Genomic DNA, 25,455 nt, shown 5'->3' with positions numbered 1-25,455 from the left:
TCATGGCACGGGACTTCTACGAGGTGCTGGGCGTGTCGCGGACCGCGAGCCAGGACGAGATCCAGCAGGCGTACCGCAAGCTCGCCCGCAGGTACCACCCCGATGTCAACAAGGATCCGGGAGCGGAGGAACGCTTCAAGGACCTCAACGAGGCGTACAGCGTCCTCTCGGATCCGAAGACCCGGGCCCGTTACGACCGCTTCGGCGAGGACTTCCGCAAGATCCCCGAGGACTTCGACGAACGGGTCGCGGCCGGAGCGGGTGGCGGGTTCCGCGCCCGGGGGTCCGCGGGCACGGGCGGCCCCCGCGTCCGGTACGCCACCGGCTTCGGCGACGACTTCGCGGGGGAGGGTGTCGACATCGAGGATCTGCTCGGTTCGCTCTTCGGAGCGGGCGGGGCCCCCGGCGGTGTACCGGGCGCCGACCAGGAGGCCGAGCTGCCGCTCACCGTCGAGGAGGCGTACAGAGGCGGCCGCCGCACCGTCACGCTCGCCGGCCCCGGCGGGCAGCCCCGGCGGTACGACGTCGACGTGCCGCCGGGCGTCACCGACGGGCAGCGTATCCGGCTGGCGGGTGAGGGCGCGCGGGGCAGCGGCGACGCCCCGGGAGGCGACCTGTACCTGAGAGTGCGGGTCCAGCCCCACCCCCGGTTCCGGCTGGAAGGCCGCGACGTGTACGTGCAGCTCCCGGTCGCCCCCTGGGAGGCGGCCCTGGGAGCGACCGTGCCGGTGCCCACCCCCGGCGGCGGCACGGCCAAGGTCACGGTGCCCGCGGGCTCGTCCAGCGGCCGACGGCTGCGACTGCGCGGTGAGGGCATGCCCAATCCGCGCGGCGCCAGTGGCGACCTGTACGCCGAACTCCGTGTCATGGTGCCGCCCACCCTCGGCGACCGGGAGCGCGAACTGTTCGAGGAGCTCGCCGCCACCTCTTCCTTCGACCCCAGGAGGACACGATGAAAGACCGACCCGAGAGAGCGGCAGGCCCCGTCCGGACCGGGCTGGGCGACCGCCCGGTCCGGACGCACGCCGACGTGACCGCCTCCACGGCTGTCCGGTTCGCGCTCGTGCCCGCACCGAGGCTCTCCCTGGACGCCGTGGCCCGCCGCTCGGGCCTCCACCCCGATCTCGTCCGCCGGTTCGTCGCCCTGGGGCTGGTCGACGCCGAACGCGACGCCGCGGGGCAGCTGGTGTTCGACCCCACCGCCCCGGCGGTACTCGCCCGCATCCAGCGGCTGCGCGCCGGACTCTGCCTCAACTACGCGGCCATCGGACTGGTGCTCGACCTGCTCGACCGCATCAGCCTGCTCGAGTCCGCCCTGCGCGTCCGCGGCACGAGGAGTGAAACACCCCCATGGACATGAACCGTCTCACCCAGAAATCCCAGGAAGCCCTCCAGGAGGCCCAGACCGCGGCCGCCCGCATGGGACAGACCGAGGTCGACGGGGAACACCTGCTGCTCGCGCTTCTCGACCAGGAGGACGGTCTGATCCCGCGGTTGCTGCAGCAGGCCGGCGCCGAGCCGAAGGAACTGCGCGAGGCCGTGCGCGACGAACTCTCGCGCCGCCCGCGGGTCACCGGTCCCGGCGCGGCCCCCGGTCAGGTCTTCGTCACCCGGCGTCTCGCCGGCCTGCTCGACACCGCCGAACAGGAGGCCAAGCGCCTCAAGGACGAGTACGTGTCCGTGGAACACCTCCTGCTCGCCCTGGCCGGGGAGGGCTCCTCGACCGCCGCCGGACGACTGCTCGGCCGGGCCGGCATCACGACGGACTCGTTCCTGGGCGCGCTCACCCAGGTGCGCGGCAACCAGCGCGTCACCTCCGCCAACCCGGAAGTGGCCTACGAGGCCCTGGAAAAGTACGGCCGCGATCTGGTGGCCGAGGCCAGGGACGGCAGGCTCGACCCGGTCATCGGCCGGGACTCCGAGATCCGCCGCGTCACCCAGATACTCAGCCGCAAATCCAAGAACAACCCCGTCCTGATCGGCGACCCCGGCGTCGGCAAGACCGCCATCGTCGAGGGCCTCGCCCAGCGCATCGTCCGCGGTGACGTACCGGAAGGACTCCGCGACAAGATCGTGTTCGCCCTCGACATGGGTTCCCTGGTCGCCGGCGCCAAGTACCGCGGCGAGTTCGAGGAACGCCTCAAGGCCGTGCTCAGCGAGGTCAAGGCCGCCGAAGGAAACATCCTGCTCTTCGTCGACGAACTGCACACCGTCGTCGGCGCGGGCGCCGCCGAAGGGGCCATGGACGCGGGCAACATGCTCAAGCCGATGCTCGCCCGCGGCGAACTGCACATGATCGGCGCGACCACACTCGACGAGTACCGCCTGCACATCGAGAAGGACGCCGCCCTCGAACGCCGATTCCAGCAGGTCCTGGTGGACGAACCCAGCGTCGAGGACACCATCTCCATCCTGCGCGGACTGCGGGAACGCCTGGAGGTCTTCCACGGCGTCAAGATCCAGGACACCGCGCTGGTCTCCGCGGCCACCCTGAGCCACCGGTACATCACCGACCGGTTCCTGCCCGACAAGGCCATCGACCTCGTCGACGAGGCGTGCGCCCGGCTGCGTACCGAGATCGACTCGATGCCCGCCGAACTCGACGAGATCACCCGCCGCGTCACCCGCCTGGAGATCGAGGAGGCCGCCCTCTCGAAGGAGACCGACCCCGCCAGCGAAGCCCGCCTGGAGGAACTGCGCAGGGAGCTGGCCGACCTGCGCGGCGAGGCCGACGCCAAGCACGCCCAGTGGGAGGCCGAACGGCAGGCTATCCGCCGCGTGCAGGAACTGCGCCAGGAACTGGAGCAGGTCCGCCACGAGGCGGAGGAGGCCGAGCGCGCCTACGACCTCAACCGCGCCGCCGAACTCCGCTACGGCCGCCTCCAGGATCTGGAGCGCCGGCTCGCCGCCGAGGAGGAGCAGCTGGCCTCCAAGCAAGGGGAGAGCCGGCTGCTGCGCGAGGTCGTCACCGAGGAGGAGATCTCCGAGATCGTCGCCGCCTGGACCGGCATCCCCGTAGCCCGCCTCCAGGAGGGGGAACGGGAGAAACTGCTGCGTCTCGACGAGATCCTGCGCGAGCGCGTCATCGGCCAGGACGAGGCCGTCAAGCTCGTCGCCGACGCCATCATCCGCGCCCGCTCCGGCATCCGCGACCCGCGCCGCCCCATCGGCTCGTTCGTCTTCCTCGGCCCCACCGGCGTGGGGAAGACCGAGCTGGCCAAAACCCTCGCCCGGGCTCTGTTCGACTCCGAGGAGAACATGGTCCGCCTCGACATGAGCGAGTACCAGGAACGGCACACCGTCAGCCGGCTCATGGGCGCACCTCCCGGATACGTCGGCTACGAGGAGGGTGGCCAGCTCACCGAGGCGGTACGCCGCAAGCCGTACTCCGTCGTGCTGTTCGACGAGATCGAGAAGGCGCACACCGATGTCTTCAACACGCTGCTGCAGGTCCTCGACGACGGCCGCATCACCGATGCCCAGGGCCGTACCGTCGACTTCCGCAACACCGTGATCATCATGACGTCCAACATCGGCTCCGAGCACCTCCTGGACGGCGTCACCGCCGACGGGGAGATCAAGCCGGACGCCCGCGCCCTGGTCATGGGCGAACTGCGCGGGCACTTCCGCCCGGAGTTCCTCAACCGCGTCGACGACATCGTGCTGTTCAAGCCGCTCGGCGAGCGGCAGATCGAGCGGATCGTGGAGCTGCAGTTCGACGAACTGCGACTGCGGCTCGCCGAACGCCGCATCGACGTCGAACTCACCGATCGCGCGCGCGAGGCGATCGCCCACCAGGGCTACGACCCCGTGTACGGGGCGCGCCCGCTGCGGCGGTATATCTCCCACGAGGTGGAGACCCTGGTCGGGCGCGCCCTTCTGCGCGGCGACGTCCAGGACGGCGCGACGGTCCGCGTGGACAGCGAGAACGGGGAACTGGTGGTCACCTACGACCAGCCGGAGGCCGCCGCCCGGGAAGCGAGGGCAGCGTGAAGACCAGCCGGACGACAAAGGTGACCTGCCCGCACTGCGAGCGCGAGAACCGGATCCCCGTGACAGGCGAGGGACGCCCCAGGTGCGGTCACTGCAAGCAGTACCTGCCCTGGATCGTCGACGCGGGCGACGACGACTTCGGCGAGGTCGTCGAGCAGGCCACGGTGCCCGTCGTCGTCGATCTCTGGGCGACCTGGTGCGGCCCCTGCCGCATGGTCAGCCCCGCCCTCGAACAAGTGGCTCGCGACCTTGCCGGACGGATCAAGCTCGCCAAGGTCGACGTCGACAAGAACCCACTGCTCAGCCAGCGGTTCGAGGTACAGGCGGTGCCCACCCTGCTGGTCCTGGACCGGGGCGAGACGGTCGCCCGGCAGGCCGGCGCGGCACCCGCGCACGTCCTGCGTGACTGGGTCGAACAGGCCATGCCGAGCCGGCCGGACCAACGACAGAGCTGACCGACCCGGGAGCCCGGCGGTGCGGGACCGCGGTCCGGCACCGCCGGGCCGCCGGGAGCGAAAGGAGCCCTGGTGATGACCGAAACAGGATTTTCCTCATTCGACACCATGGTGGACAAGGCGAACCGGCTCCTCAGGGAGATCGAGGAAGCCAACGGCTGGCCCAAAGAGCGCCGTAAGCAGTCGTACGCCGCACTGCGCGCCGTCCTGCACCGGCTACGGGACCGGCTCTCCGTCGACGGGGCAGCGCACTTCGGGGCACAGTTGCCCACTCTGATCCGAGGCGTCTACTACGACGGCTGGAAGCCGTCCGAGACGCCGGTGAAACTCAGCGGCGAGGATTTCCTCCAGCGCGTCCGGGACGACTTCCCCTACGCGGTCGACGGTGGCGTCGAACGAGTCGTGCACACCGTCCTGGAGGTTCTGGAACGCCACGTGAGCGAAGGCGAGTGGAACCACCTCAAGGCCGGACTGCCGAAGTCACTGGCCTCCGTACTGCCGTAGACCCTCGGGCGCGCTGCCGCGCACAGCCGCGAAGCAGCCCCTGTCCAGGAAGGAGCACCCCCTCATGGTTACGATCCCCGACCCGCACCTGGCGATGGTGCGTCCCGTGACTCCGCGTACCCCGCAGGGATGCGAGGAGTGCCTCAGGGTCCACTCCCCGTGGGTTCACCTGCGGCTCTGCCTCACCTGCGGGCACGTCGGCTGCTGCGACTCCTCGCCCCTCAAGCACGCCAGCCGCCACGCGGCCGGCGTCGGTCACCCCGTCGTGCAGTCCTTCGAACCCGGAGAAAACTGGCGCTGGTGCTACGTCCACGAGGCGATGGTCTGATGAGCAGCGCCGAGCACGGGCAGGATGGACCCCGCGAGACACCGGACCAGTACGGGGCGTTCCCGCGCCTCTCACCGGAACAGCTTCAGGTGCTCACCACGCACGGGGAGCGGCGCAGGACGGCCGAGAACGAGGTGCTGTACCGCGAGGGCGAGCCGTTCCGGGACTTCCTCGCGATCCTCAGCGGCACCGTCGAGATCGTCCACGACCACCGCGGCCCCGAGGAACGCACGGTGGCGGTCCACGGTCCCGGCCGCTTCCTGGGCGAACTCGGACTGCTGGAGGGGCAGGCGGCCTTCGACACCGCCGTGGTGCGTGAGCCGGGCGAGATCCTGGCCGTACCGGTGGACCGGCAACGCGCCCTGGTCGGACGCGACCCCGTCCTCGGTGACCTGATCCTCCGCGCATATCTGGGTCGCAGACATCTGCTCATCGGCCTCGGTGCGGGCTTCCGGATCCTGGGGTCGTGCTACTCACCGGACACGTTGCGGCTGCGTGAGTTCGCCGCCCGCAACCGGCTGCCCCACCGCTGGGTGGATCTGGAGAAGGACAAGGAAGCGGAGGCGCTGCTGCGGCGGTTCGCGATCCGGCCCGAGGAGACTCCGGTGGTCCTCTGGAAGGGCGACCAGGTGCTGCGCAACCCGAGCAACGCCGAACTCGCCCGCGTCATCGGGCTGCCCGCTCCCTCTCCGGAGACGGAGCGGTACGACGTGGTGGTGGTCGGGGCGGGTCCCGCGGGACTCGCCGCCGCCGTGTACGGCGCCTCCGACGGTCTCACCACCGCCGTGGTCGACGCCGTGGCCACCGGTGGCCAGGCCGGAACCTCGTCCCGCATCGAGAACTACCTCGGCTTCCCGTCGGGCATCTCCGGGGGCGAACTCATGGAACGCGCGGTGCTCCAGGCCCGCAAGTTCGACGCCCGCCCCATGGTGCCCGCCAAGGTCACCGGGCTCACTCCGCACAACGACGAGTACGTCGTCAGCTTCGCCGATGGGTCACGGGCCCGGACTGGCGCCGTGGTCCTCGCTTCGGGCGTGTGGTACCGCAGGCTCGAGGTGCCCGGCATCGCCCGCCTGGAGGGCGTCAGCGTCTACTACGCGGCGACCGTCCACGAGGCCGGCCTCTGCCGGGCTGATCCGGTCGCCGTGGTCGGTGGCGGGAACTCCGCCGGACAGGCAGCGCTGTTCCTCGCGAACCACGCGTCCAGGGTCCAGCTCCTCGTCCGGGGCGGTGACCTCAACGCGGACATGTCGCGCTACCTCGTCGACCAAGTGGAACGGCACCCGAAGATCGAGGTACTGCTGCACACCGAGGTCCGACGCGTCTTCGGGGCGGAAGAGCTGGAAGCGCTGTTGGTGGAGGACAACAAGAGCGGCCGACGGCGAGAGCTGCAAGCCGCGGCGCTGTTCGTGTTCATCGGAGCCCGGCCGCGCACGGAATGGCTCAGGGATGCTCTGGCCGTGGACGAGAAGGGTTTCGTCCTCACCGGCGCCGACGCCCAGCCGTTGGCCGATCCGGCCCGGTGGGCTGTTCTCGGCCGTGGTCCGTTGCCATTGGAGACCACCCTTCCCGGCGTCTTCGCCGCCGGCGACGTCAGAAGCGGTTCGGTCAAGAGGGTGGCCGCGGCGGCCGGTGAGGGTGCGATGTCGATCCATCTCGTGCACGAGCACCGCGAGCAGACGGGGCATCTGGCCCGCGTCTCAGGCCCGGAGGCACGTCACCCGGTGAGGGGCAGCCGCTGAGCGTCGGTCGGATGGGACCGCTTGCACTGCATGCGGAAGCCGCGGGCGAAGGCCCGCGGCTTCCAGGAATCCTGGACGTAAGAGGACGGGAAACCCGTACGCGAGTCCCAGAATCACGGGGCCGCGCATACGGGTTGGATCGCGGGCCTCAGGCGGGAATGAGGCTGTGGGGGTCGATGATGAACTTCTCGGCCACTCCCGTGTCGAAGGTCGCGTAGGCGTCGGGGGCGTCGTCGAGGCCGATGACCTTCGTGTTGAGCATGGCGCTCAGGTAGGGCATGCGGTCCCACAGGATCGCCATCATCAGCTCGCGGTTGTAGTGCATGATCGGTGCCTGCCCGGCGGCGATCCGCGGCGACTTGATCCAGGCCTTGCCGAAGTCGATCGGGTACGTCCCCTCTTGCTCTGCCTTCGACTTCGCGAGCGGGTCGGGGCCGTAGACGCCGATGACTCCGGTGGCTCCGCCCGCGCGGGTGGCGTCGAGCACCTGGTTGAGGGCGTGGGCCGGGTCCATGTCCTCGGCCTCGCGGCCGATGCCGTGTGCCTCGGTACCGACGTAGTCGACGGCGCAGTCGACCATGGGTTCGCCCAGGATGGCCTCGATCTGGTCGGTGAGCGCTGCGTCCTGGCTCAGGTCGATCGTCTCGCAGCCGTTCTTCTTCATCAGCTCCAGGCGGTCCTTGTGGTAGTCGCCGACGATGATGCAGGACGCCCCGAGGAGGCGCGCCGCCGCCGCGCCGCAGCGGCCGACCGGGCCGGCGCCGGCGAGGTACACGGTCGAGCCCGGCTTGGCACCGGCCTCCATGAGACCGTGGAACGCGGTGGGCAGGATGTCCGAGAGCAGCGCCAGGTCACGGATCTTGGCCATGGCCTGGTCCCGGTCCGGGAAGCGCAGGAGCTGGAAGTCGGCGTACGGGACGAACAGGTACTCGGCCTGGCCGCCTGCCCAGTCGCCCAGGTTGAAGCCGTACGCTCCGCAGGACACCTCGGGGTTCGTGGTCTCGCAGACGTCGGTCCGGCGCGCCCTGCAGTTGCGGCAGCGGCCGCAGGCGACGTTGAAGGGAACGGAGACGAGGTCGCCTTCACCGAGGAACTCGACGTCGGGGCCGACCTCGACGACCTCACCGGTCATCTCGTGCCCCATCACCATGCCCTGGGGGACCGGGAAGGACCCGCGGTAGATGTGCAGGTCGCTCCCGCAGATGTTGGTGGCGACGATCCTGAGGATGACTCCGTGCGGAGCCTTCTTCCCGTTCGGCATCTCGAGCTTCGGGAAGTCGAGGGACTCAACGCGCATCTCCTTCGGGTTCTGGAAGGTGACGGCGCGGTTGCTGCTTGCCATGACGATCTCCTCTGCTGATCCACGGCGTCGGCCGTGGGACTGCCGGATGTCGATTCGGTGGCTTGCGACTTCTCCCGGTCAGGCGGGTTGCGGTGCGTAGGCGAAGCGTTCGACGATCGCCTTGCAGAAGGCGGGGAGGTCCTGCGGGCTGCGGCTGGAGATCAGCTGGCGGTCGATCACGACCTCCTCGTCGACGACCTCGGCGCCGGCGTTGCGCAGGTCCGTACGAATGCTGGGCCAAGAGGTGAGGCGGCGACCGTGCAGCACATCAGCCTCCGCCAGGGTCCAGGGTCCGTGGCAGATGGTGGCAACGGGCTTCCCGGTCTCCACGAACTCCCGCACGAAGGCAACGGCGTCGGGGGCGGTGCGCAGCTGGTCGGGGTTCATGGTGCCGCCGGGCAGCAGGAGCGCATCGTAGTCAGCCACCCGGGCGTCGGCGACCTTCTTGTCCACGGAGAAGGTTCCGGCCGGGTCGATGTCCATCTGGCGCGCGTTGATCTCGCCGGTGTGGAGGGACAGGAGTTCAGCCTGCGCTCCAGCGCCCAGCAGGGCGCCGAGAGGCTCTTCGAGCTCGACGCGCTCAACGCCGTCCGTGGCCAGGATCGCGACCTTCCTGCCGTGCAGTTCGTTGGTCATGGTGGGTCATTCCTTCCGGTGATCGGCGGGGACCGGTTCGGTTCCGTTCCGCCGCTCGGCTGCCGTGGAGGTGGAGAAGGACCTGGTCCAGGCGTCCTCTCGATGGCCGAAGGTTGATGGGACGCCTGCCGGTTGTGCGCCTTGACGTCGGCCTGGCCCGTCCTCACGGTCTGGTGCGCACATCACCGTGGACGAAATGCCGCACGGAAAAGGCCTCACCACTCCCACTGTCCCACCCTCACATCACATATCAAAAAGGTCAGATCACCATGTAAGACTGCTTATGCGCAGGAAACCCGGCATGCGCTGAGGCATGCCGGGTTCGAGTCCGGCGGATACACGTGCCGCCGTGCGTGCCCACCAGTTGGGCGCCCGCGCACCGCGGGCGGAACCTGCTCTACGCGGGCTGCTTCTCCACGACGACGTCGAGCTGCTCGATCGTGGGCTCAGCGAAGAGCTTGCCCGTGTTCTCACCGAGCGCTTCCGCCACGGCGCCCGACAGATGCGCCTGGCGCCCGTCGTCGTCGGGAAAGGCATCGAAGATCCCGAACGATGAGGGTCCGAACTGGATCCCGAACCACCTGACGGTCTTCGGCTCCCCCTCGACGATCGTCAGCCCTTGGTTCAAGAAGTCACGGACGTCGTCCTCCCTGCCGGGCAATGCCTCGAGGCGTACCAGAAGCGCTTTGCTGACCTGCGTTGCCATGTTGGGTCTCCTCTGCCTCAGCGGACTGTCAAAAACACGCGCGGTAAAGGCCCAGACGCCTCCGTGGAACCGTTTGATTCATCCACCGTCACCTGGGGTCGCATCACACGCAAACGCAGCCTGCGGGCGCAGGAAGACTACGACGGCCATTGCCGCCGCCGGTGAGGTCGGCCACCCGGCTCAGGGCGGAGCCCGGTCGGGCACGCTGACGGGGGTGTCACAGCATCTCCAGCGGTCCTTTGCCCTCCGGCGGCGGGAACGCCCGGTCCAGCATCGCGAGGTCGTCGGCGGTCAGGACCACGTCCAGAGCCGTTCTGTTCTCCTCGACGTGCGCGCGGGAGGAAGCCTTGGGGATCGCGATGACGTCCTCGTGGCGCAGGATCCAGGCCAGGGCGATCTGCGCGGGCGTCGCACCGTGGGCGGCTGCCACGTCCCGCAGCGCCGGGTGGCCGACCAGTCGGCCCTGCTCGACCGGCGAGTACGCCATGACGGGAATCGACAGCTCACGGCACCTGGGCAGCAGGCTGTGCTCGGGACCCCGACGGCTGAGGTTGTACAGCACCTGGTCGGTCTGGGGCGAGGCTCCGGGCGGCAGGTCCGCGAGATCGTCCACGTCCAGGTTGCTCACTCCCCAGCAGCGGATGGCGCCCTCCCGCTCCAGGGACTCGAACGCCTCGACCGTCTCCTCCAGCGGAACGGCTCCACGCCAGTGCAGCAGGTACAGATCGATCCGGTCCGTGCGCAGCCGGCGCAGGCTCGCCCGGCACGCCTCGGCGACTCCACGGGCGTCCGCGTGGGAGGGGAGCACCTTGCTGACCAAGAAGACCTCGTCCCGCCGGCCGGCCACCGCCTCGGCCACCACTTCCTCCGCCGCGCCGTCCCCGTACATCTCCGCGGTGTCGACGAGGGTCATCCCCAGGTCCAGCCCGGTGCGCAGGGCCGACACCTCGGCCGCGCGGCGCCCGGGATTCTCCCCCATCCCCCAGGTGCCTTGACCGAGCGCCGTGACCTCAACCCCGCTGGGAAGGACGACCGCCCGCGGACCCGCCATGGCTTCCTCCTGGATGTAAAGGCGGCCAAGACCGTCAACCACCAAGTGCATGCCGATGTCAGATCGGAATGGAACCCTCTCAGACAGGAATGGGATTCTCCTGCGGCACGCCCCTGGATTCCCCGCTGGGGCCCGTGGTTCATTCGGCAAAAGTCGTCAGCGTCGCGCTGCCGCCGCTGCCGCACCCGAGGACGCCGGGCAGTCGGTCCGAGGGAACGGAAGGCGAGGTCTTGTTGACCCCGGAGAAGACGAGGCCGCGGGTGGGGTCGCGGAAGACCAGACCTTATTGCCGGAGGGCCCGGAAGACGTTCCGAAGGACGATGTGGATCGAGCGGACCCGGTCGATGACCCGTAGACGCATCTGCTGTCAACGGTCGTGGTCGCCCTGCAGCATGCGGCGACGCTCTTGCTCGCGTTTGGAGTAGGCGGCTGCCCGGATCGCCTCGTCGGTCTCCAAGCCCGATCCAAGGGCGCCGCCCACCGTGGCGATCGAAGCGACGAACCAGGACAGCGTCCAGTACTCCGCGGCATCCAGCGGGATTCGTGTGAAGGAGGCGAACACCCTGTCGTTGAGGATGAACAACGCCCACACGACGGGACCTCTTTCGGTGTCCCGAACAGCACACGTTCAGCACATATGAGCACGGGAAGCCCCGCGAAGACGTGAGAAATAGGGCGTCGTGATTCCCCGACCAGGGCCTGTTCCGCCAGTATTCCCGCAGGTCACGACCCCGCCCATAAGGACCTCCTAAAGCGGGTATCGCAGGTTCGAATCCTGCCGGGGGCACCATGCAGTACCGCTCTGACCTGGGGTTTCTCCCCCGGAGAGAGGTCCTGTTCGGCCTCGGACTCGTCGTCCGGGGCCGTTTGCCTGAGCGGAAGGGCCGCCAGGCTCCGGTATTTCTGCTTGAAGATCAGCACCATCCGGCACACACTTCGGTCGGGATCCTCCGCATCGTCGGGCTCGGACTCCGCTTCGGGTGCGGCGTTCTCGGAGAGGCCTTCTCGGAGAGGCCGTCTCCAAGACGCGGATGCGGTCAGGAACCGCAGCACCTCGGCCGGACACCTAACAGGCTGACGCGGAGTCGACGCGGGCTCCCGCGGCTGTTCCCGGCCGGCGTCATACCGGGCCGAGTTGACAGTCGATGCGGCTGATCAGCTCGGTGCGACGGGCGCGCAGCTCGGCGGGTGCGCAGGTGAGAGCGATTCGGTGGGCTTCGACCAAGGGGCCGAGCTCGGGTGGGGGCTCGACCACGCCGGAGAAGAGCGGCGCCATCCACGCGGCTGTCGGCGCCTGCGTCTCCACTCCGCCCGGCGAGGCGGCCGGGGCGGGCGGAAGGTGGCCGGCCTGTCCGTGGACCATGCGGGCGGTGAGGATGGCCGCCTCCCAGACGCGCATGCTCTCCAGGCGTACTTGCGAGGCCAATTCATCGCGTAGCGCGCACAGGTCGCTCCACGCCCGCTCATGCTCGCGCAGGGCATCGCCGACTCGCCGTACCAGCCAGGCATACGTCAGCCTGGCCCGCAGCAGGCCACGGCGGGCCTCGGCCGCGCTGTCCGCGTAGGGGTTGTGGGCGACGACCTTCATCGCCACGGCGGTGATCGCGAGCACCAGCATCAGTACGGCGACCCAGCCGGGCGCGTAGCGGGCGCCCTCGACCTCCTCCGTTCCCGTGTCACGAGCCCTCAGTACCGCCCACACGGTGACCGAGGACAACACGGCGGCCAGGTAGAGGGCAGGCAGGGCGAGCGAACCGAGCAAGGACAGTCCCGGGCGGCGGTCGCGCAGAGCGTGCAGCCACTCGCGTACCCGGTGCAGCGGGGCCGCGATCGCGTGGCCGGACAGCATCAGGGCCAGGGCAAGGACGACACCGGGCAGGAAGGAGACCGTCTGCTCGGCCCGTGAGACCGCCTCCTCACTGGTGGTGAGGTACTGGAAGACCCGCATGAAGTACCACGCGTCGAACAGGGCCATGGCGGCGATGACCGGCCAGCGCAGGACCCGTATCCACATCTCGCGGCGGCGCCGGTCGTGGGCGCCGTCCTCCGCGTGGCGGGATTCGACTGCCGCGTGGGCCACTCGGCTCGTCCGGAGAGAGGCTGCGGCCTCGAAACGAGCCAGCGACTGCACCGCCTCCTCGGTCCGTGCGTGGGCGTCGATCGTACGGGCCCGGGCAGCGGCGAGTTGCTCGCGGTTGTGGCCGACGAGCTCGGCGACCTCGCGGGCCGCGCGCAGCAACATCCGCATCTCACCGTTGTCCAGGTGTTCCGGGTCCCGTTCCGGACCGTGTTCCGCGCTTTTCACCAGGTGCCGGATATCGCATCCACAGCCGTGGTGGCAGGGGATGCCTCGATGGGTCTGGGACATGGACGACGTCCTTTTCTGCGATGTGCTTCTCGAACGGCTGCGGGCGGAGTCGGGTCGGTCAGCGGCGCACCGTCACGGTGATTTCCACACGGCGGTTGCACGCCATGGCCGCGTAGTCCGGTACGCCGTCGTGGTACTCGGGAGTGCAGCTGGGCCGGTCGTCGGAGTAGCCACGGGCGGACGCCACCGCGGTCCCGCGCTCGCCGAGGGCGGACCGGACGGCCCGCGCGCGGGCCAGCGAGAGCCGCCTGCCGTGCTGTTCGCTGCCGCGGGAGTCGGTATGGCCGGAGACGGCGACCGAGACGGGATCGAGGTCGTCGATGCCCCGGGCGGCGTCGTCCAGCGCGCTCTGTGCCGACCGGGACAGCTCCGCGCTGTCGGTCGCGAACAGTACGGAGCCGGGCAGGATGATCGTGGTGGTCCGCCCGGACCGCTGCTCCGCGACGGCCGGGAAGGTCACCTCCGGTTCCGTCTTGCCGGCCCGCGTGTCCCTTCCCGCCTGGCGGACCCGGGCGGTGGCGGCCACCTCGCGGCTACTACGCGGATGCCGGCCGACGGGGAGGGGCGTGAGCGAGATCAGCGTTCCGGACGGATGGCAGACAGTACGCTGAATCCAGCGGGATCGGGCCCGCAGCACAGTGTCCGGGAGGTGCTTCATGGCGGCCGAGATGGTGGCCCCGGCGTGGATGCATGAGCAGATCACGGCGGAGGAGTACGAGTCCTGGTCCGAGGAGCAGTGCGCCGGCATCGAGATCGTGGACGGGATGGTCGTGGTGAGTCCGAGTGCGTCCAAGCGGCACAACCGGCTGGCCCGGATTCTGGCGAACGCCCTGGACGCCGCCGCGGGCCCGGAGTGGAACGCCGACACTGACTTCGACGTCCGGCTTCAGGACGTCCCGCTCACCAATCGCCGCCCGGACGTCATCGTGTACCGCGCAGACACGATCGACATCACCCCCACCCGCCCCGAGCACGTGCTGCTGGTCGCGGAGGTGGTGTCACCAGGCTCGGAGACCACCGACCGGATCGTGAAGGTCGACCAGTACGCCAAGGCAGGCATCGGCTTCTACTGGCGGATCGAGCAGGCCGCGACAGGCGTCCCTCTCGTGTACACCTACGTTCTCGACCCCGCGACGAAGACCTACCGAGACGGAGACATGCTCACCGGCATCCTCAAGGTAGCGGCCCCCTTCCCGGTGGAGATCGACCTCGGCCAGGTCTGACCACGCGCTGCTCAGCAGCCGCCGGCGCGTGAGCGATGCGTGAGCGGACGGCCCGGTACAGGGCGGCATGAGCCGGATCACGTGGCTCGCCGCGAGCTTCTGACCAGAGGAAACAGCACCGCGCGGCAGCACCAGGCACTCCCCGGCAAGGATTCGATCCCACTCCTGAAGCGGGAGTCGCAGGTTCGAAATCCTGCCGGGGGCACCGGTTCAGAAGGGGTCCACCTACGCATTCTCGGAGGTGGGCCCCTTCTGACATCCACGTCTGACATCAATGCGTGCGGGCGTCCGCCGTCTCCGGTGTCCTCACCTGATGTCGCAGACTCACACCGTCAGACGATCTTCAGGATGCGTCGACGTAGGCGTGGTGGGCGTCGCAGACGGTGCAACGGAAGAGCATGGCGGTCATCCCCTCGCCCAGGTGGGTCAAGAGGCGCTCAAGCCGGCTTTCGTCGTGGTGGCCGTCGAGGCGCAGGTCGGCACGCAGCTGGTCGAGGGCTTCGGGATGCTCCGCCAACTCCGTGTACCCGACTTCGCCCACGAACGCACTCGCGTCGCGGCAGTGGACGAGCCAGTGCGGGTCCTGCCAAGCGTGGAATCCAGGTGTGCGGCGGGTGACCTCGTGCAGCACGTCGTCGCTCACGCCGTCGAGCCCGTAGGAGTCGGTGAATTCACCTTCGAAGCGTTCAGCCGCGCTGCCATCGGCGATGCACCAGGGGCAGAAGCGTCCGCTGACCTCTTGCGCGGAGTAAAAGGTTGCCGTGTAGATCCAGCCCGTGCTGCGGCCGCAGCAGGCGCACGACTCGGCGGACGCGCGGACGGCCCCGCTTGCCAGGGGGTTCGGGTGATACCGGAAGCATGGCAGGTCGGCGCTCATCGCAGCTTCTTGATCTGTGCGTCGGTGGCCATGCCCACTGATCCCATGAAAGACAGCGTGTCAGCGGGAGGACCGTGCGGGCCCCGTTGGCATGCCCCCGATCCGCCCCCGCTCCGTCCTCTCGACGGCCCCGTCAGGCCCCGGCCTCCGCGCCCACCGTCACGTGCTCGCCCGGGACGCACCGCAGCAGGCGGGCGCTGTGGCCCCGGCGGTCGGCCTCCGTGAGGAAGTCGAGGAAGTCGAGGAAGTCGAGGAAGTCGAGGAGCGGGGAGCGGGGAGCGGGGAGCGGGGAGCGGAAGACCGTGTAGTCGTCGTAGTGGACGGGGATGGCCCGGCGCGGGCGCAGGAGGTCGAGCAGGTCGGCGCCCTGTTCGGCGTCCATGGTGACCACGAGACCGCCGGGCAGGGTCGTGCCGCCGAGGTGCAGGACGGCCAGGTGGATGTCCGGGTGGCATACGGCGATCTCGCGCAGGCCCTCGTACATCGGGGTGTCGCCGGAGAGGTGGACGACGAGGCGGGTCTCGCCCGTGCGGTCGCCGAACTCCAGCAGGCTGCCCATCACCGGCGGCAGCAGGAACCGGGCGGGGCCGGGCGGGTGGCGGCCGGGGAGCGAGGTGACGCGGACCGTGGAGTCGCCGTGGCGCAGGGTGTGGGTCTCCCAGGTGCGCAGTCCGGTGGCCCGGCGGAAGCCGTACAGGCCCTGCAGGACGCGGGAGCCGTGCGGGGTGGTGACGAAGGGCAGTCCCCGGTCGATGCCGCGCCGGGCCACCCGGTCGAAGTGGCCGCCGTGGAGGTGGGAGAGGACGACGGCGTCCAGGTCCTCGTGCGGCAGTGCCGTCACGTCTACGGCCGGCTCGGTGACCCGGCGCGAGACCAGTCCGTAGCCGAGGTGCACCCGCCGGCCGCGGTGGAGGAAGTTGGGATCCGTCGGGAGCGTCAGGTCCCCGTAGCGGATCAGCAGGGTGGCGTTGCCGATGAACCGGATGTCCGCGGCACCGTCGGGCGGCTTCGCCGGGTTCGGTGCGTTCGGCGACCGCGTCGCGTTCGGCGGGTTGGCTGAGTGGTGCGGCACGGTGGGCTCCCTCCGTCGCTCGCGGCCTCCCTCGGACGCCCCGGGTGCTCGAAGACCGCGGGGCCGCACCCCCGGGCGCCGGGACGGGTCCGGTCAGGCCCGATCGCGCGTCCCCGGGCCCAGGCGCACCGCCGAGACCAGGAAGAAGACGCCGCCGAGGAAGGCGTACCCCGCGAGGCTCCCCAGCGACGGATCGTCGGCGCCCGCCTGCGTGGCGAACGAGACGCCGGCGAGTGTCGAGACGGCACCGCTGACGATCATCGGCCACTGACCGCCCAGCCGGCGGCGGACGGCGCCCGCGACGAGCTGGACGATGCCCGCGGTGACGGCCCACGCGCCCCAGACGCGCAGGACGGCCGGGATGCCCGAGGTCGCGGCGAGGGCGAGTGCGAGGACCGTGAGGGAGCTGATCGCGATGTTCGCGTACAGGGGCGCGGTGGGGCCGTCGTTCGCCCTCGCCGAGCGTACGTCGACGATCGCGGCCGCGACGTCGAACAGCGGGTAGACCAGCAGGAGCGTGGTGCTGAGCGGGCCCAGCGTGTCGGCGGTGGCGAAGAGCAGGGCGGCCCATGCGGCGGCGAACGCGAAGCGGACGAAGTAGAGCCTGCGCAGGGTGGCGGGGACGCCGGTGGGCGGGGCGGCGACGGCGGTGTCCATGGGGATGGCCTTCCGTGAGGGAGAACGTTCGGTCTCGTTGCCGTGCAGTCAAGAGCCTTCCCGCCTCCGCTGTCAAGACCGAACGTTCTACCTCGCCACTTTGATACGGTGGGTCCATGAGCCCGAGCACAGAAGCCCGCACTCCCTCCGAAGCGCGAGACCGGCTGCTCGGCACCGCCACGAGGATCTTCTACGCGGAGGGCATCCACTCCGTCGGCATCGACCGGATCACCGCGGAGGCGCGGGTCACCCGGGCCACGCTGTACCGGCACTTCTCGGGCAAGGAAGACCTCATCCTGGCCTACCTCGACCAGGCCGACCGGGGGATTCGCGGGCAGGTGGCCGCGGCCAGGGGCAGTACCGACTCGGCCGCCGGGCAGGTCAGGGCCGTCGCGCGGTCCATCGTCGACGGGATCCGGTCCCCCGGCTTTCGCGGCTGTGCCTTTCTCAACGCCGTGGCCGAGTACCCGGACCCCGCCCACCCGGTGCACCGGGCCGTACTGGCGCACCGGCAGTGGTTCCTGGACACCGTCACGGAGCTGCTGGCGCGGGTCGGCGGCGGTGACGGCGAGGCCGCCGGGCGGCACTTCGTCATGCTCCGGGACGGTGCGATGGCGGCAGGGTGCCTCTTCGATCCGGAGCTGGTCTCCGACACCTTCCTGCACGGCGTGGAAGGGGTCCTGAGGGACGCGTCGGAAGAATCTTCCGCCTGACGTCCTCCGCCGTGTCGAGATGCCGCGTCCGGCTCCGTCCCAGGGGTGAGGGCGGCCACAATGGGCCGCACCAGAACCGAGGAGACGTCGCATCATGGCCAAGTACCTGCTGCTCAAGCACTACCGAGGCGCCCCGGCACCGGTCAACAACGTGCCCATGGACCAGTGGACGCCGGAGGAGATCTCGGCGCACATGCAGTACATGAACGACTTCGCCGCCCGGCTCGAGAAGACCGGCGAGTTCGTCGACGGGCAGGCGCTCGCCCCCGAGGGCACCTGGGTGCGCTACGACGGCGAGGGCAAGCCGCCGGTCACCGACGGCCCGTTCGCCGAGACCAAGGACCTCATCGCCGGCTGGATGGTGATCGACGTCGACACCTACGAGCGCGCCGTCGAGCTGGCCGGGGAGCTGTCGGCCGCCCCGGGGGCGGGCGGGAGGCCGATCCACGAGTGGCTGGAGCTGCGTCCGTTCATGGGCGAGCACCACCCGACCGTCACGGAGTGACCCCGCCGATGGACGAGGCTCCGATGGACGAGGCCCTGATCCGGAGCCTCACACCGAGCGTGCTGACCGTCCTCGTCCGCCGCGGGGCCGACTTCGCGGCGGCCGAGGACGCGGTCCAGGAGGCGCTGGTCGAGGCGGTCCGCAGGTGGGCGGACGACCCGCCGCGGGACCCGAAGGGCTGGCTGGTCACCGTGGCCTGGCGGCGGTTCCTGGACGCGGTTCGCGCCGACACCGCCCGCCGTCGGCGCGAGGACCGCGTGGAGGAGGAGCCGGCGCCCGGGCCCGCCCCGGACGTGGACGACACGCTCCAGCTGTACTTCCTGTGCGCGCACCCCTCACTGACCCCGTCCTCGGCGGCCGCGCTCACCCTGCGCGCCGTCGGCGGGCTGACCACCCGGCAGATCGCCCGGGCGTACCTGGTGCCCGAGGCGACCATGGCGCAGCGGATCAGCCGGGCCAAGCGCACCGTGTCCGGCGTACGGTTCGACCGGCCCGGTGACGTCGCCACCGTGCTGCGCGTGCTCTACCTGGTCTTCAACGAGGGCTACTCCGGCGACGTCGACCTGGCCGCCGAGGCCGTCCGGCTCACCCGGCAGCTCGCGGCCTCCGTCGACCACCCCGAGGTGGCGGGGCTGCTGGCGCTGATGCTGCTCCACCACGCGCGGCGCGCGGCGCGGACCGCGCCCGACGGCAGCCTGGTGCCGCTCGCCGAGCAGGACCGCGGCCTCTGGGACACCGCGTCGATCGCCGAAGGGGTGGCGATGTTGCAGGCGGCGCTCGCCCGGGACCGGCTGGGCGAGTTCCAGGCGCAGGCCGCGATCGCCGCCCTGCACGCCGACGCGCCCACCGCCGGGGAGACCGACTGGGTGCAGATCGTGGAGTGGTACGACGAGCTGGCCCGCCTGACCGGCAGCCCCGTCGTACGGCTCAACCGCGCGGTGGCCGTCGGGGAGGCCGACGGGCCGCGCGCGGGTCTGGCGGAGCTCGCCGGGCTGGACGAGGCGCTGCCCCGGTACACGGCGGTGGCGGCCTACCTGCACGAGCGAGACGGCGACCTGGACCGGGCGGCGCGCTTGTACGCCGAGGCGGCCCGCAAGGCGTCCGACCTCGCCGAGCGCGACCATCTGACCCGCCGGGCCGGGCGCCTCAACTCCCGGCGTCGTGCGGGCCGGTGACCGGCCGGGTGGGGGCGGGGGCCGGTGAGGGCGCACCGGCCGCCCGGTCCGGGCGCGCGTTCCGGTCCTGTGCCCGGCCGCCCGGGTGGCGCAGCGCGCAGAAGTAGCGGTGGCGACGGCGACGGCCATGCCGTAGAAGACCCACTGGTTGGCCTCGGCGAAGTCGAGGCGGAGGGCGGGCACCGCGTCCCGCATGGCGGTCTGGGTCGGGCCGTCGCCGGTCGGGGCGCGGGTGTCGGCGTTACCGGTGATCGCCTCGGTGACGTCCCGGGCCATGGAGTGCCGGGCGTCGGGTGGTACGCCGCCGCGGGTGCGCAGGGTCTCCCCGACCCGGTCGGTCATGGAGTGCGCCAGGGTGCCGAAGACGGCCAGGCCGACGCCGGCGGCGTAGTTGCGGACGGTCCGGGTGATGCCGGTGACCTCGCCGTAGGAGGAGTCGATCGAGCGGTTGACGGCGTCCGTCGACGCGGGGGCGAGGACGGAGCCGATGCCCGCGCCGGCGAGGGCGGCGTAGGGCCACTGGTCGTGCGTGCGCATCGGGGACGGCGCGATCGTCGCCGCCGGGTCGCTCGTCACCGCCGACGTACCGCCGTACACCGTAAGCGGGCCCCGAAGCTGTAAGCGGGCCCCGAAGCTCGGCTGGTGCCGGGAGGGCAACCCGCACACCTGGCTCGGCATGGCGTCCGCCGGTGCGCGCCACGCCTGAGCGCCGTCACGCCGGGGCGACGGAGACCCCGCCCTGGTACCGCAGCAGCAGCATCGCCGCGTCGTCGTGGTGGGGTCCCGCCGCGTGCCGTACGAGGTCCTCGCGCAGGGCGTCCAGGGCGCGGTGGGCGTCGGGGTCCTTGAGGAGGTGGGCGCGTTCGGCGAGCGGGTAGAAGCCGCCCCGCTCGTCGCGGGCCTCCGTGACGCCGTCGGTGTAGAGGAGCAGCTGGTCGCCGGGGAGGAAGGGCACCGGGAAGGGTTCGGGGCCGGGGCCGCCGTGCGCGGCCAGGCCCAGTGGGAGGGCGTGCTCGGGCGGCTCCGGGAAGTCGGCGGTGCCGTCGCCGTGGACGAGCAGCGGCGCGGGATGGCCGTAGTTGAGCAGGACGACGCGGTGGTCGTCGCCGATCTCGGCGAGGATCGCGGTGACGAACTTCTCGTCCTCCAGCTCGCGGGCGACGCTGCGCTCCAGCCGCTCCCCCAGTTTGACCAGGTCCTTCTCGTCGTACGCCGCCTCCCGGAAGGCGCCCAGGACCCGGGCCGCGGTCTCCACGGCCGCCAGGCCCTTGCCCTGCACGTCGCCGACGATGACCCGGACGCCGTGCGGCGAGGCCACCACCTCGTACAGGTCGCCGCCGATCCGGGCCTCGGCGACCGCCGAGGTGTACGAGACGGCGGCGTGCAGCGGGCCCGCGGTCAGCGGGACCGGGCGCAGCAGGACCCGCTGGGCCACCTCCGCGATCGAGCGCACGCTGGCCAGCTCGGCCTCGCGGCGCGAGCGCATCACGGCCGCCGCGATGCCGACGCCGGTCACACCGGCCACCGACACCATCGCGGTGTAGCCGCGGGGCCGGTCGAAGAGATCGTTGTACATGCCGAGGCCGACGCAGAGCAGCAGCGCGGCCAGTCCGATCACCGCGGTGCGCCGCCAGCCGCCGACCAGTCCGGCGAAGGCCGGTCCCAGCGACACCAGCGGCAGCAGCCCGACGCCCGGTCCGGCCGTGACGTCCACGACCGCGACCACGGCCATGGCCGCGACGGGCATCCAGGACAGCACCACCGCGGAACCGGACGGCGTCTTCTCAACGGTCATGACTACTCCGGTGTCGCAGCGCTCAAGAGCCGCCCTCTCCCTGTCCTCAGGCGCCCTCCCCAAGCTTCCCAGCCTAGGCAAAGGTCCGGGCACGCAGGAGTTCCCGGACGGTCCTTAACCCAATCGAGGCCGAGTCCTCCTCGCCGGAGCGGCACGTCACACGGACCGCGCCGCCGCCCGCGCCGGCAGCAGCCCGCCGTCGGGCGCGTTCCGCCGGCTCGCCACCGTCAGCGCGAGCGTCACCGTGAGGGAGGCGAGCGCCATCACGGTCATGGCCGTCGCCGGTGAGGTCAACTGGGCCACCGTGCCCGCCAGGGTCGCGGCGACGCCCTGCATGGTGAGCATCCCGGCGGAGTGCAGTCCGAGGGCGTGCCCGGAGAGTTCGTCGGGGGTCGCGGCGATCAGGCGCTCCTGCTGCACCAGGGTGGCGCCGAAGCCCACGGAGGCCACCGCGACCAGGACGGCCGTCAGGGGCAGCGGCGGGCGCAGGAAGAGCACGAGGTACGGGGCGGCCAGCAGCGCCAGGAGGGGGACGCCGAGCCGCGGGCGCAGCCGGGCGGGCAGCAGCCGGCCTACGGTCAGGTCCCCGGCGAGCATGCCCAGCGCCCCGCAGGCGAACAGGGTGCCCGCGGCGCGCGGGTCGTAGGAGACGAACAGCGACTCGCAGCCCACGACGAGGCCGTTGGGAACCCACAGGGCCAGGTACACGTGGCGGCGCGGACGGGCCGACCAGAGCAGGGAGTTGGCCCGCCACGTGGCCCGGACGGAGGGGCGGCCGGAGACCCGGGGCGGACGGCGGGTCAGGCGCAGGGCGAGGGCGGCCGACGTGCCGTACAGACCGGCCGCGAGCAGCAGGCACAGGCGCGGCGACAGCAGGGCCACCAGGACGCCGCCGGTCGCGTATCCGGCGATCTGCATGAGGCCGCTCATCATGTTGAAGAGCGAACGCCCGGTCAGATAGCCGTCCTTGGCGAGGATCTCGGTCAGCAGGCCCCAGCGGACGCCGCCGCCGAGCGAGGCGATCAGCCCCTCGACGAACACGATGAGGAGCATCGCCCACACCGGCAGGCCGGGCAGCGCGAGGGCCGCGGTGGCGGCGGCGAAGGAGAGCGAGAGGCCCGCCAGCGTCGCGCGGGGCGGCAGCCGGTCGGCGCCGGAGAGGAAGAAGGTGGCGCCCAGCACCTGGGCGAGCGCCGGGCCGAACATGCTGACCGCGGAGAGCAGCGGTGACTCCGTCGCCCGGAACACCAGGGTGCCGAGCGCGAGCCCGCTCACCGTCTGGGCGGCGATGTTGGCGGCGGAGGAGAGGAAGAGGGGGCTGAACCCGGGGGTGCGGAAGAGGGCCGCGTAGGTCGTGCGGGGTGTGTCCGGCATGCGGGGAGTGTGGGGTGGGCGGGAGACCGGCCGTTATTGTTTCGCGCGGACGCGAAAGGTCACGAGGGGTACGGAGAGGACGGGCGGATGGGCTGGTGGGAGATCAACGCCGACACCCTCGCGCGCGGCCGTTTCGTCGTGTCCCCGCTCGACGAGACCCTCGCCTGTCTGAAGCTGCTGCACGCGGGGATCGCCGGGCATCCCGGTGAGCGGGCCTGGCTCGACACCCACCGGCCCGCCCATCTGCGCCGGATGGCGGCCGACCCGGTGACCGCACTGCTGGTCGCCTCCGGCCTGGGCCGGGAGTGGAACGCCGACTTCCTCACCCCCACCCCGGTCGAGGGCCTCGGTTTCGAGGAGGGGGTGGCGCGGATCCGGGCGACCCGCCCCGACGAGGCCCGCGCCGACCTCACCGTCTGTCTCGGCGGCCCGCTCCCGGCCGTGCTGGACCGCGACGACCTGCCCGAGCGGGGCGCCGCGCTCCTGACGGAGGTCTGGACGCAGGCGGTACGGCCGGACTGGGACCGGCGCCGCCGGGTGCTGGAGGCGGACGTCGTCGCGCGGACCGCGCGGGTGAGCCGGGGTGGCTGGGCGGCCGTACTGGACGACCTGCGGCCCGGCACCCGCTGGCTGGGCGACAACCGGCTCCAGATCAACCTGAACCCGTACCCGCCGCGCGAGCTGTCCGGGGCCGAGCTGATCCTCGCGCCGATCACCCCGCAGCGGCACGGCTGGGTGGCGTGGGAGGAGCCCGAGCGGTACGCCGTGGTCTACCCGTGCACGGGCGCCCTCGCGGACGACGGCGCCCGGCACGTGCCCGCCGCCCTCGGCGCGCTGCTCGGGCCGGGCCGCGCGACCGTGCTCACGCTGCTCGGCACCCCCATGAGCACCAGCCAGCTGGTCGGCGTGACCGGCCAGGCCCTCGGCTCGGTCGGCCGGCACCTGCGGGTGCTGCTCGACGCGGGGCTGGTGGAGCGGCGGCGCGCGGGCCGCTCGGTGCTGTACTCGCGGACACCGGCCGGGGAGGTGCTCGTCGAGGCGGGAGCGGGCGCGCCGGGTGCCGGGGTACCGGACTAGCATCCGGTCCATGACGACCTCACCGAACACGCGAAGCGACGACAGCCTCCCCCTCGACGTCGAGATCGGCGCCCTCCAGGGCGGGACCGCCGACCTCTCCCAGTACGCGGGCCGGGTCGTGCTGGTGGTCAACGTGGCCTCCAAGTGCGGGCTCACCCCGCAGTACGCCGGCCTGGAGCGGCTGCACGAGCGGTACGCGGAGCAGGGGTTCACCGTGCTGGGCGTGCCCTGCAACCAGTTCATGGGCCAGGAGCCGGGCAGCGCCGACGAGATCGCCGAGTTCTGCTCGGCGACGTACGGCGTCACCTTCCCGATGACCGAGAAGGTCGAGGTCAACGGGGAGGGCCGGCACCCGCTGTACGACCGGCTGACCGGCTTCCCGGACGACGAGGGGCACAGCGGGGACATCCGCTGGAACTTCGAGAAGTTCCTGATCGGCCGGGACGGCAAGGTCGCCGCCCGGTTCGCCCCGCAGACCGAGCCGGAGGCGGCCGAGGTCGTGGCGGCCGTCGAGGCGCGCCTGGCCGGTTGACCTTGCCCCTGGGTCAAGCCGAAGGGTCTGCGTCACCGGGCGGAAGAGCCGCCCGGTGACGGAGGACGACGGCGTGGACGACGGCATGGACGACCGGGGGGGGACGTGCGCGACGACGCGTTGCTGACGATCGGCGCTCTCGCCGCGCGGGCCCGGCTGTCGGCCAAGGCACTGCGGCTGTACGACCGGCTGGGCCTGCTGGCGCCCGCCCACGTGGACGAGGCCACCGGCTACCGGTACTACCGCGCCGGGCAGGTCGAACGCGCCCGGCTCGTGGCCCTGTTGCGCCGGCTGGACATGCCGCTCGCGCGGATCGCCGAGGTGGTCCACGCGGACGGCGACCGGTCCGCCGGTCTGCTCGACGCCTACTGGGCGGACGTGGAGGCCCGGGTGGCCGGGCAGCGCACGCTCGTCGAGTACCTCCGTGGACGGCTGACGGGAAGGGATTCCGACGTGCAGGGAAAGTTCGTGGTCGAGACGGTGGACGTGCCCGAGCAGGTGGTGATCAGCGAGACCCGGCACCTGCTGGCGCACGAACTGCCGTCGTGGATCGGTGCCTCGCTGGGGCGTTTGGAGGAGGCGGCCCGGGACTGCGGGGGTGTGACGGCGGCACCGTTCGTCGCCTACCACTCGGACGTGTCGGCGGAGAGCGACGGCCCGGCCGAGTCCTGCGTGCCGGTCGGCGACGAGGCGGCGGCGCGGGGATGGAGCGAGGAGCGGGGGCGGGCGTGGCAGACGCGGGTGCGGGTGCGGGTGGAGCCGGCCGGACGGCTGGCCTACACCCGGATCACCAAGGCCCAGGTGGCCTATCCGCAGATCCTGGCCGCCTTCGGGGCGGTGGAGGAGTGGATCGCCGCGCGGGGCCTGACGGTGACGGGACCGTGCCGCGAGGTGTACTTCGCCGACTGGGAGGCGGCGGGCCCGCAGGACCCGGTGTGCGACGTGGCGTTCCCGGTGAGGTGACGTGACGTGAGCTGACGGGCGCCCTCTCGGCAAGGTCGGCGAACTGGTCGAGAGGGCTCCGTCGGCGGACCGGGCGTACGGCGCGTGGCGGTGCTACTCCTTGACCGACGTCACGAAGGCGTTCCACGCGTCGGCGGGGAAGGCGAGGACCGGGCCGTCGGTCACCTTGGAGTCGCGGACGGCGAGCGCCGCCACGAGCGGGGACCGGACCTCGACGCACGCGCCGTTGCCTCCGGAGTAGGAGGACTTGGTCCACGATTCCTGGGCGCCCTGAAGAATTGCCATGTCTGCTCCGATGGCGAGTCGCGAGTGTGGTTTACGCCAATGACGTGTGATCTTTGGCGTGATCGACGCTACTCGCTGGCCT

The 25,455-nt window shown here is 71.3% G+C and carries 26 protein-coding genes and 3 pseudogenes; 15 read left to right on the top strand and 14 right to left on the bottom strand.

All coding sequences use genetic code 11. The features are described from left to right. Positions 1-2: 2 nt before the first annotated feature. The 7 genes from AB0P07_RS33900 (at position 3) to AB0P07_RS33870 (ending at position 7,022) form a co-directional block, all read left to right on the top strand. Positions 3-956, top strand: coding sequence for a J domain-containing protein (locus AB0P07_RS33900; RefSeq protein WP_365557549.1), 954 nt, complete (start codon positions 3-5; stop codon positions 954-956). Further along, on the top strand, positions 953-1,360 hold the full coding sequence (locus tag AB0P07_RS33895; RefSeq protein WP_114527934.1) for a chaperone modulator CbpM: 408 nt from the start codon (positions 953-955) through the stop codon (positions 1,358-1,360). Before AB0P07_RS33900 ends, AB0P07_RS33895 begins: the two co-directional genes overlap by 4 nt. Continuing rightward, positions 1,351-3,993 carry an ATP-dependent chaperone ClpB gene (gene clpB, locus AB0P07_RS33890; RefSeq protein WP_365557547.1) on the top strand — a complete coding sequence of 881 codons (2,643 nt, stop codon included), beginning with the start codon at positions 1,351-1,353 and terminating at the stop codon, positions 3,991-3,993. The genes AB0P07_RS33895 and clpB overlap by 10 nt, the downstream gene beginning before the upstream one ends. After that, positions 3,990-4,448 (top strand): thioredoxin, encoded by a 459-nt coding sequence (trxA, locus tag AB0P07_RS33885; RefSeq protein WP_365557545.1) that lies wholly within the window; start codon positions 3,990-3,992, stop codon positions 4,446-4,448. The genes clpB and trxA overlap by 4 nt, the downstream gene beginning before the upstream one ends. Positions 4,449-4,523: 75 nt before the next feature. Then, positions 4,524-4,952 (top strand): DUF2267 domain-containing protein, encoded by a 429-nt coding sequence (locus AB0P07_RS33880; RefSeq protein ID WP_308883461.1) that lies wholly within the window; start codon positions 4,524-4,526, stop codon positions 4,950-4,952. Between the two features lie 64 nt (positions 4,953-5,016). Beyond that, positions 5,017-5,280 (top strand): UBP-type zinc finger domain-containing protein, encoded by a 264-nt coding sequence (locus AB0P07_RS33875; protein WP_365557542.1) that lies wholly within the window; start codon positions 5,017-5,019, stop codon positions 5,278-5,280. Then, a complete protein-coding gene (locus AB0P07_RS33870) occupies positions 5,280-7,022 on the top strand; it encodes an FAD-dependent oxidoreductase (RefSeq protein ID WP_365557540.1) in 1,743 nt (580 codons plus the stop codon). The genes AB0P07_RS33875 and AB0P07_RS33870 overlap by 1 nt, the downstream gene beginning before the upstream one ends. A 148-nt stretch (positions 7,023-7,170) precedes the next feature. Here AB0P07_RS33870 and AB0P07_RS33865 read toward each other — a convergent pair whose 3' ends face one another. The 7 genes and pseudogenes from AB0P07_RS33865 to AB0P07_RS33835 all read right to left on the bottom strand — a co-directional run bounded on the left by AB0P07_RS33865 (position 7,171) and on the right by AB0P07_RS33835 (position 13,651). After that, positions 7,171-8,364 (bottom strand): alcohol dehydrogenase catalytic domain-containing protein, encoded by a 1,194-nt coding sequence (locus AB0P07_RS33865; protein ID WP_365557537.1) that lies wholly within the window; start codon positions 8,362-8,364, stop codon positions 7,171-7,173. Positions 8,365-8,442: 78 nt separating this feature from the next. Next, complete coding sequence (locus AB0P07_RS33860; protein WP_365557536.1) at positions 8,443-9,000, bottom strand: type 1 glutamine amidotransferase domain-containing protein; 558 nt, start codon at positions 8,998-9,000, stop codon at positions 8,443-8,445. Between the two features lie 397 nt (positions 9,001-9,397). Continuing rightward, positions 9,398-9,706, bottom strand: a complete 309-nt coding sequence (locus AB0P07_RS33855) for an antibiotic biosynthesis monooxygenase (protein WP_365557533.1) — start codon at positions 9,704-9,706, stop codon at positions 9,398-9,400. A 217-nt stretch (positions 9,707-9,923) separates the two neighbouring features. After that, positions 9,924-10,757, bottom strand: coding sequence for an aldo/keto reductase (locus AB0P07_RS33850; RefSeq protein WP_365557530.1), 834 nt, complete (start codon positions 10,755-10,757; stop codon positions 9,924-9,926). Positions 10,758-11,124: 367 nt separating this feature from the next. After that, positions 11,125-11,352, bottom strand: a pseudogene (locus AB0P07_RS33845) (hypothetical protein); the annotation flags it as partial. Between the two features lie 525 nt (positions 11,353-11,877). Next, positions 11,878-13,062, bottom strand: coding sequence for a hypothetical protein (locus tag AB0P07_RS33840; protein ID WP_365557528.1), 1,185 nt, complete (start codon positions 13,060-13,062; stop codon positions 11,878-11,880). A gap of 121 nt (positions 13,063-13,183) precedes the next feature. Next, the gene (locus tag AB0P07_RS33835; protein WP_365557525.1) at positions 13,184-13,651 is read right to left on the bottom strand and encodes an OmpA family protein; all 468 of its coding nucleotides are present in this window, start codon (positions 13,649-13,651) and stop codon (positions 13,184-13,186) included. Positions 13,652-13,781: 130 nt separating this feature from the next. Between AB0P07_RS33835 and AB0P07_RS33830 the strand changes: the two genes are divergently transcribed. Next, entirely contained in the window at positions 13,782-14,348 is a 567-nt protein-coding gene (locus AB0P07_RS33830; RefSeq protein ID WP_365557523.1) for a Uma2 family endonuclease, read from the top strand. A 343-nt stretch (positions 14,349-14,691) separates the two neighbouring features. On the opposite strand, the gene AB0P07_RS33825 is transcribed toward AB0P07_RS33830, so the two are convergent. The 3 genes from AB0P07_RS33825 to AB0P07_RS33815 all read right to left on the bottom strand — a co-directional run bounded on the left by AB0P07_RS33825 (position 14,692) and on the right by AB0P07_RS33815 (position 16,954). Further along, complete coding sequence (locus tag AB0P07_RS33825) at positions 14,692-15,225, bottom strand: CbrC family protein (RefSeq protein WP_365557521.1); 534 nt, start codon at positions 15,223-15,225, stop codon at positions 14,692-14,694. 133 nt (positions 15,226-15,358) lie between these two features. Then, positions 15,359-16,210, bottom strand: a complete 852-nt coding sequence (locus AB0P07_RS33820; protein WP_365557578.1) for an MBL fold metallo-hydrolase — start codon at positions 16,208-16,210, stop codon at positions 15,359-15,361. A gap of 180 nt (positions 16,211-16,390) precedes the next feature. Next, the gene (locus AB0P07_RS33815) at positions 16,391-16,954 is read right to left on the bottom strand and encodes a hypothetical protein (RefSeq protein ID WP_365557518.1); all 564 of its coding nucleotides are present in this window, start codon (positions 16,952-16,954) and stop codon (positions 16,391-16,393) included. A 116-nt stretch (positions 16,955-17,070) separates the two neighbouring features. Between AB0P07_RS33815 and AB0P07_RS33810 the strand changes: the two genes are divergently transcribed. The 3 genes from AB0P07_RS33810 (at position 17,071) to AB0P07_RS33800 (ending at position 19,347) form a co-directional block, all read left to right on the top strand. Then, positions 17,071-17,667 (top strand): TetR/AcrR family transcriptional regulator, encoded by a 597-nt coding sequence (locus AB0P07_RS33810; protein ID WP_365557515.1) that lies wholly within the window; start codon positions 17,071-17,073, stop codon positions 17,665-17,667. A 94-nt stretch (positions 17,668-17,761) separates the two neighbouring features. Continuing rightward, on the top strand, positions 17,762-18,172 hold the full coding sequence (locus AB0P07_RS33805; protein WP_134654796.1) for a YciI family protein: 411 nt from the start codon (positions 17,762-17,764) through the stop codon (positions 18,170-18,172). A 23-nt stretch (positions 18,173-18,195) separates the two neighbouring features. Continuing rightward, entirely contained in the window at positions 18,196-19,347 is a 1,152-nt protein-coding gene (locus AB0P07_RS33800) for a DUF6596 domain-containing protein (RefSeq protein ID WP_365557575.1), read from the top strand. Here the strand turns inward: AB0P07_RS33800 and AB0P07_RS33795 are convergent. Further along, positions 19,319-19,875, bottom strand: a pseudogene (locus tag AB0P07_RS33795) (MFS transporter); the annotation flags it as partial. The gene AB0P07_RS33800 and the pseudogene AB0P07_RS33795 sit on opposite strands and share 29 nt — an antisense overlap. A 91-nt stretch (positions 19,876-19,966) precedes the next feature. Between AB0P07_RS33795 and AB0P07_RS33790 the strand changes: the two are divergent. Beyond that, positions 19,967-20,053: pseudogene (locus AB0P07_RS33790) on the top strand (DUF5701 family protein); the annotation flags it as partial. Positions 20,054-20,059: 6 nt separating this feature from the next. Here the strand turns inward: AB0P07_RS33790 and AB0P07_RS33785 are convergent. Then, positions 20,060-21,142: a PP2C family protein-serine/threonine phosphatase gene (locus AB0P07_RS33785; protein WP_365557511.1), complete on the bottom strand. Its 1,083-nt coding sequence runs from the start codon at positions 21,140-21,142 to the stop codon at positions 20,060-20,062. A 156-nt stretch (positions 21,143-21,298) separates the two neighbouring features. Next, positions 21,299-22,516 carry an MFS transporter gene (locus AB0P07_RS33780; RefSeq protein WP_365557509.1) on the bottom strand — a complete coding sequence of 406 codons (1,218 nt, stop codon included), beginning with the start codon at positions 22,514-22,516 and terminating at the stop codon, positions 21,299-21,301. An 87-nt stretch (positions 22,517-22,603) separates the two neighbouring features. On the opposite strand from AB0P07_RS33780, the gene AB0P07_RS33775 reads away from it, so the two are divergent. From AB0P07_RS33775 to AB0P07_RS33765, 3 genes are all read left to right on the top strand, one after another. Further along, positions 22,604-23,593: a winged helix-turn-helix domain-containing protein gene (locus AB0P07_RS33775; RefSeq protein ID WP_365557507.1), complete on the top strand. Its 990-nt coding sequence runs from the start codon at positions 22,604-22,606 to the stop codon at positions 23,591-23,593. Positions 23,594-23,603: 10 nt separating this feature from the next. Further along, positions 23,604-24,125, top strand: coding sequence for a glutathione peroxidase (locus tag AB0P07_RS33770; protein ID WP_125630805.1), 522 nt, complete (start codon positions 23,604-23,606; stop codon positions 24,123-24,125). A 105-nt stretch (positions 24,126-24,230) separates the two neighbouring features. After that, positions 24,231-25,088: a MerR family transcriptional regulator gene (locus tag AB0P07_RS33765; RefSeq protein WP_365557504.1), complete on the top strand. Its 858-nt coding sequence runs from the start codon at positions 24,231-24,233 to the stop codon at positions 25,086-25,088. A 93-nt stretch (positions 25,089-25,181) separates the two neighbouring features. Here AB0P07_RS33765 and AB0P07_RS33760 read toward each other — a convergent pair whose 3' ends face one another. Continuing rightward, positions 25,182-25,373 carry a DUF397 domain-containing protein gene (locus AB0P07_RS33760; protein WP_030399277.1) on the bottom strand — a complete coding sequence of 64 codons (192 nt, stop codon included), beginning with the start codon at positions 25,371-25,373 and terminating at the stop codon, positions 25,182-25,184. Positions 25,374-25,455: the final 82 nt, after the last annotated feature.

This window comes from Streptomyces sp. NPDC085944, from assembly GCF_040686295.1.
GTDB lineage: Bacteria > Actinomycetota > Actinomycetes > Streptomycetales > Streptomycetaceae > Streptomyces > Streptomyces salinarius.
This window is presented reverse-complemented; position numbering and strand designations above follow the sequence as displayed.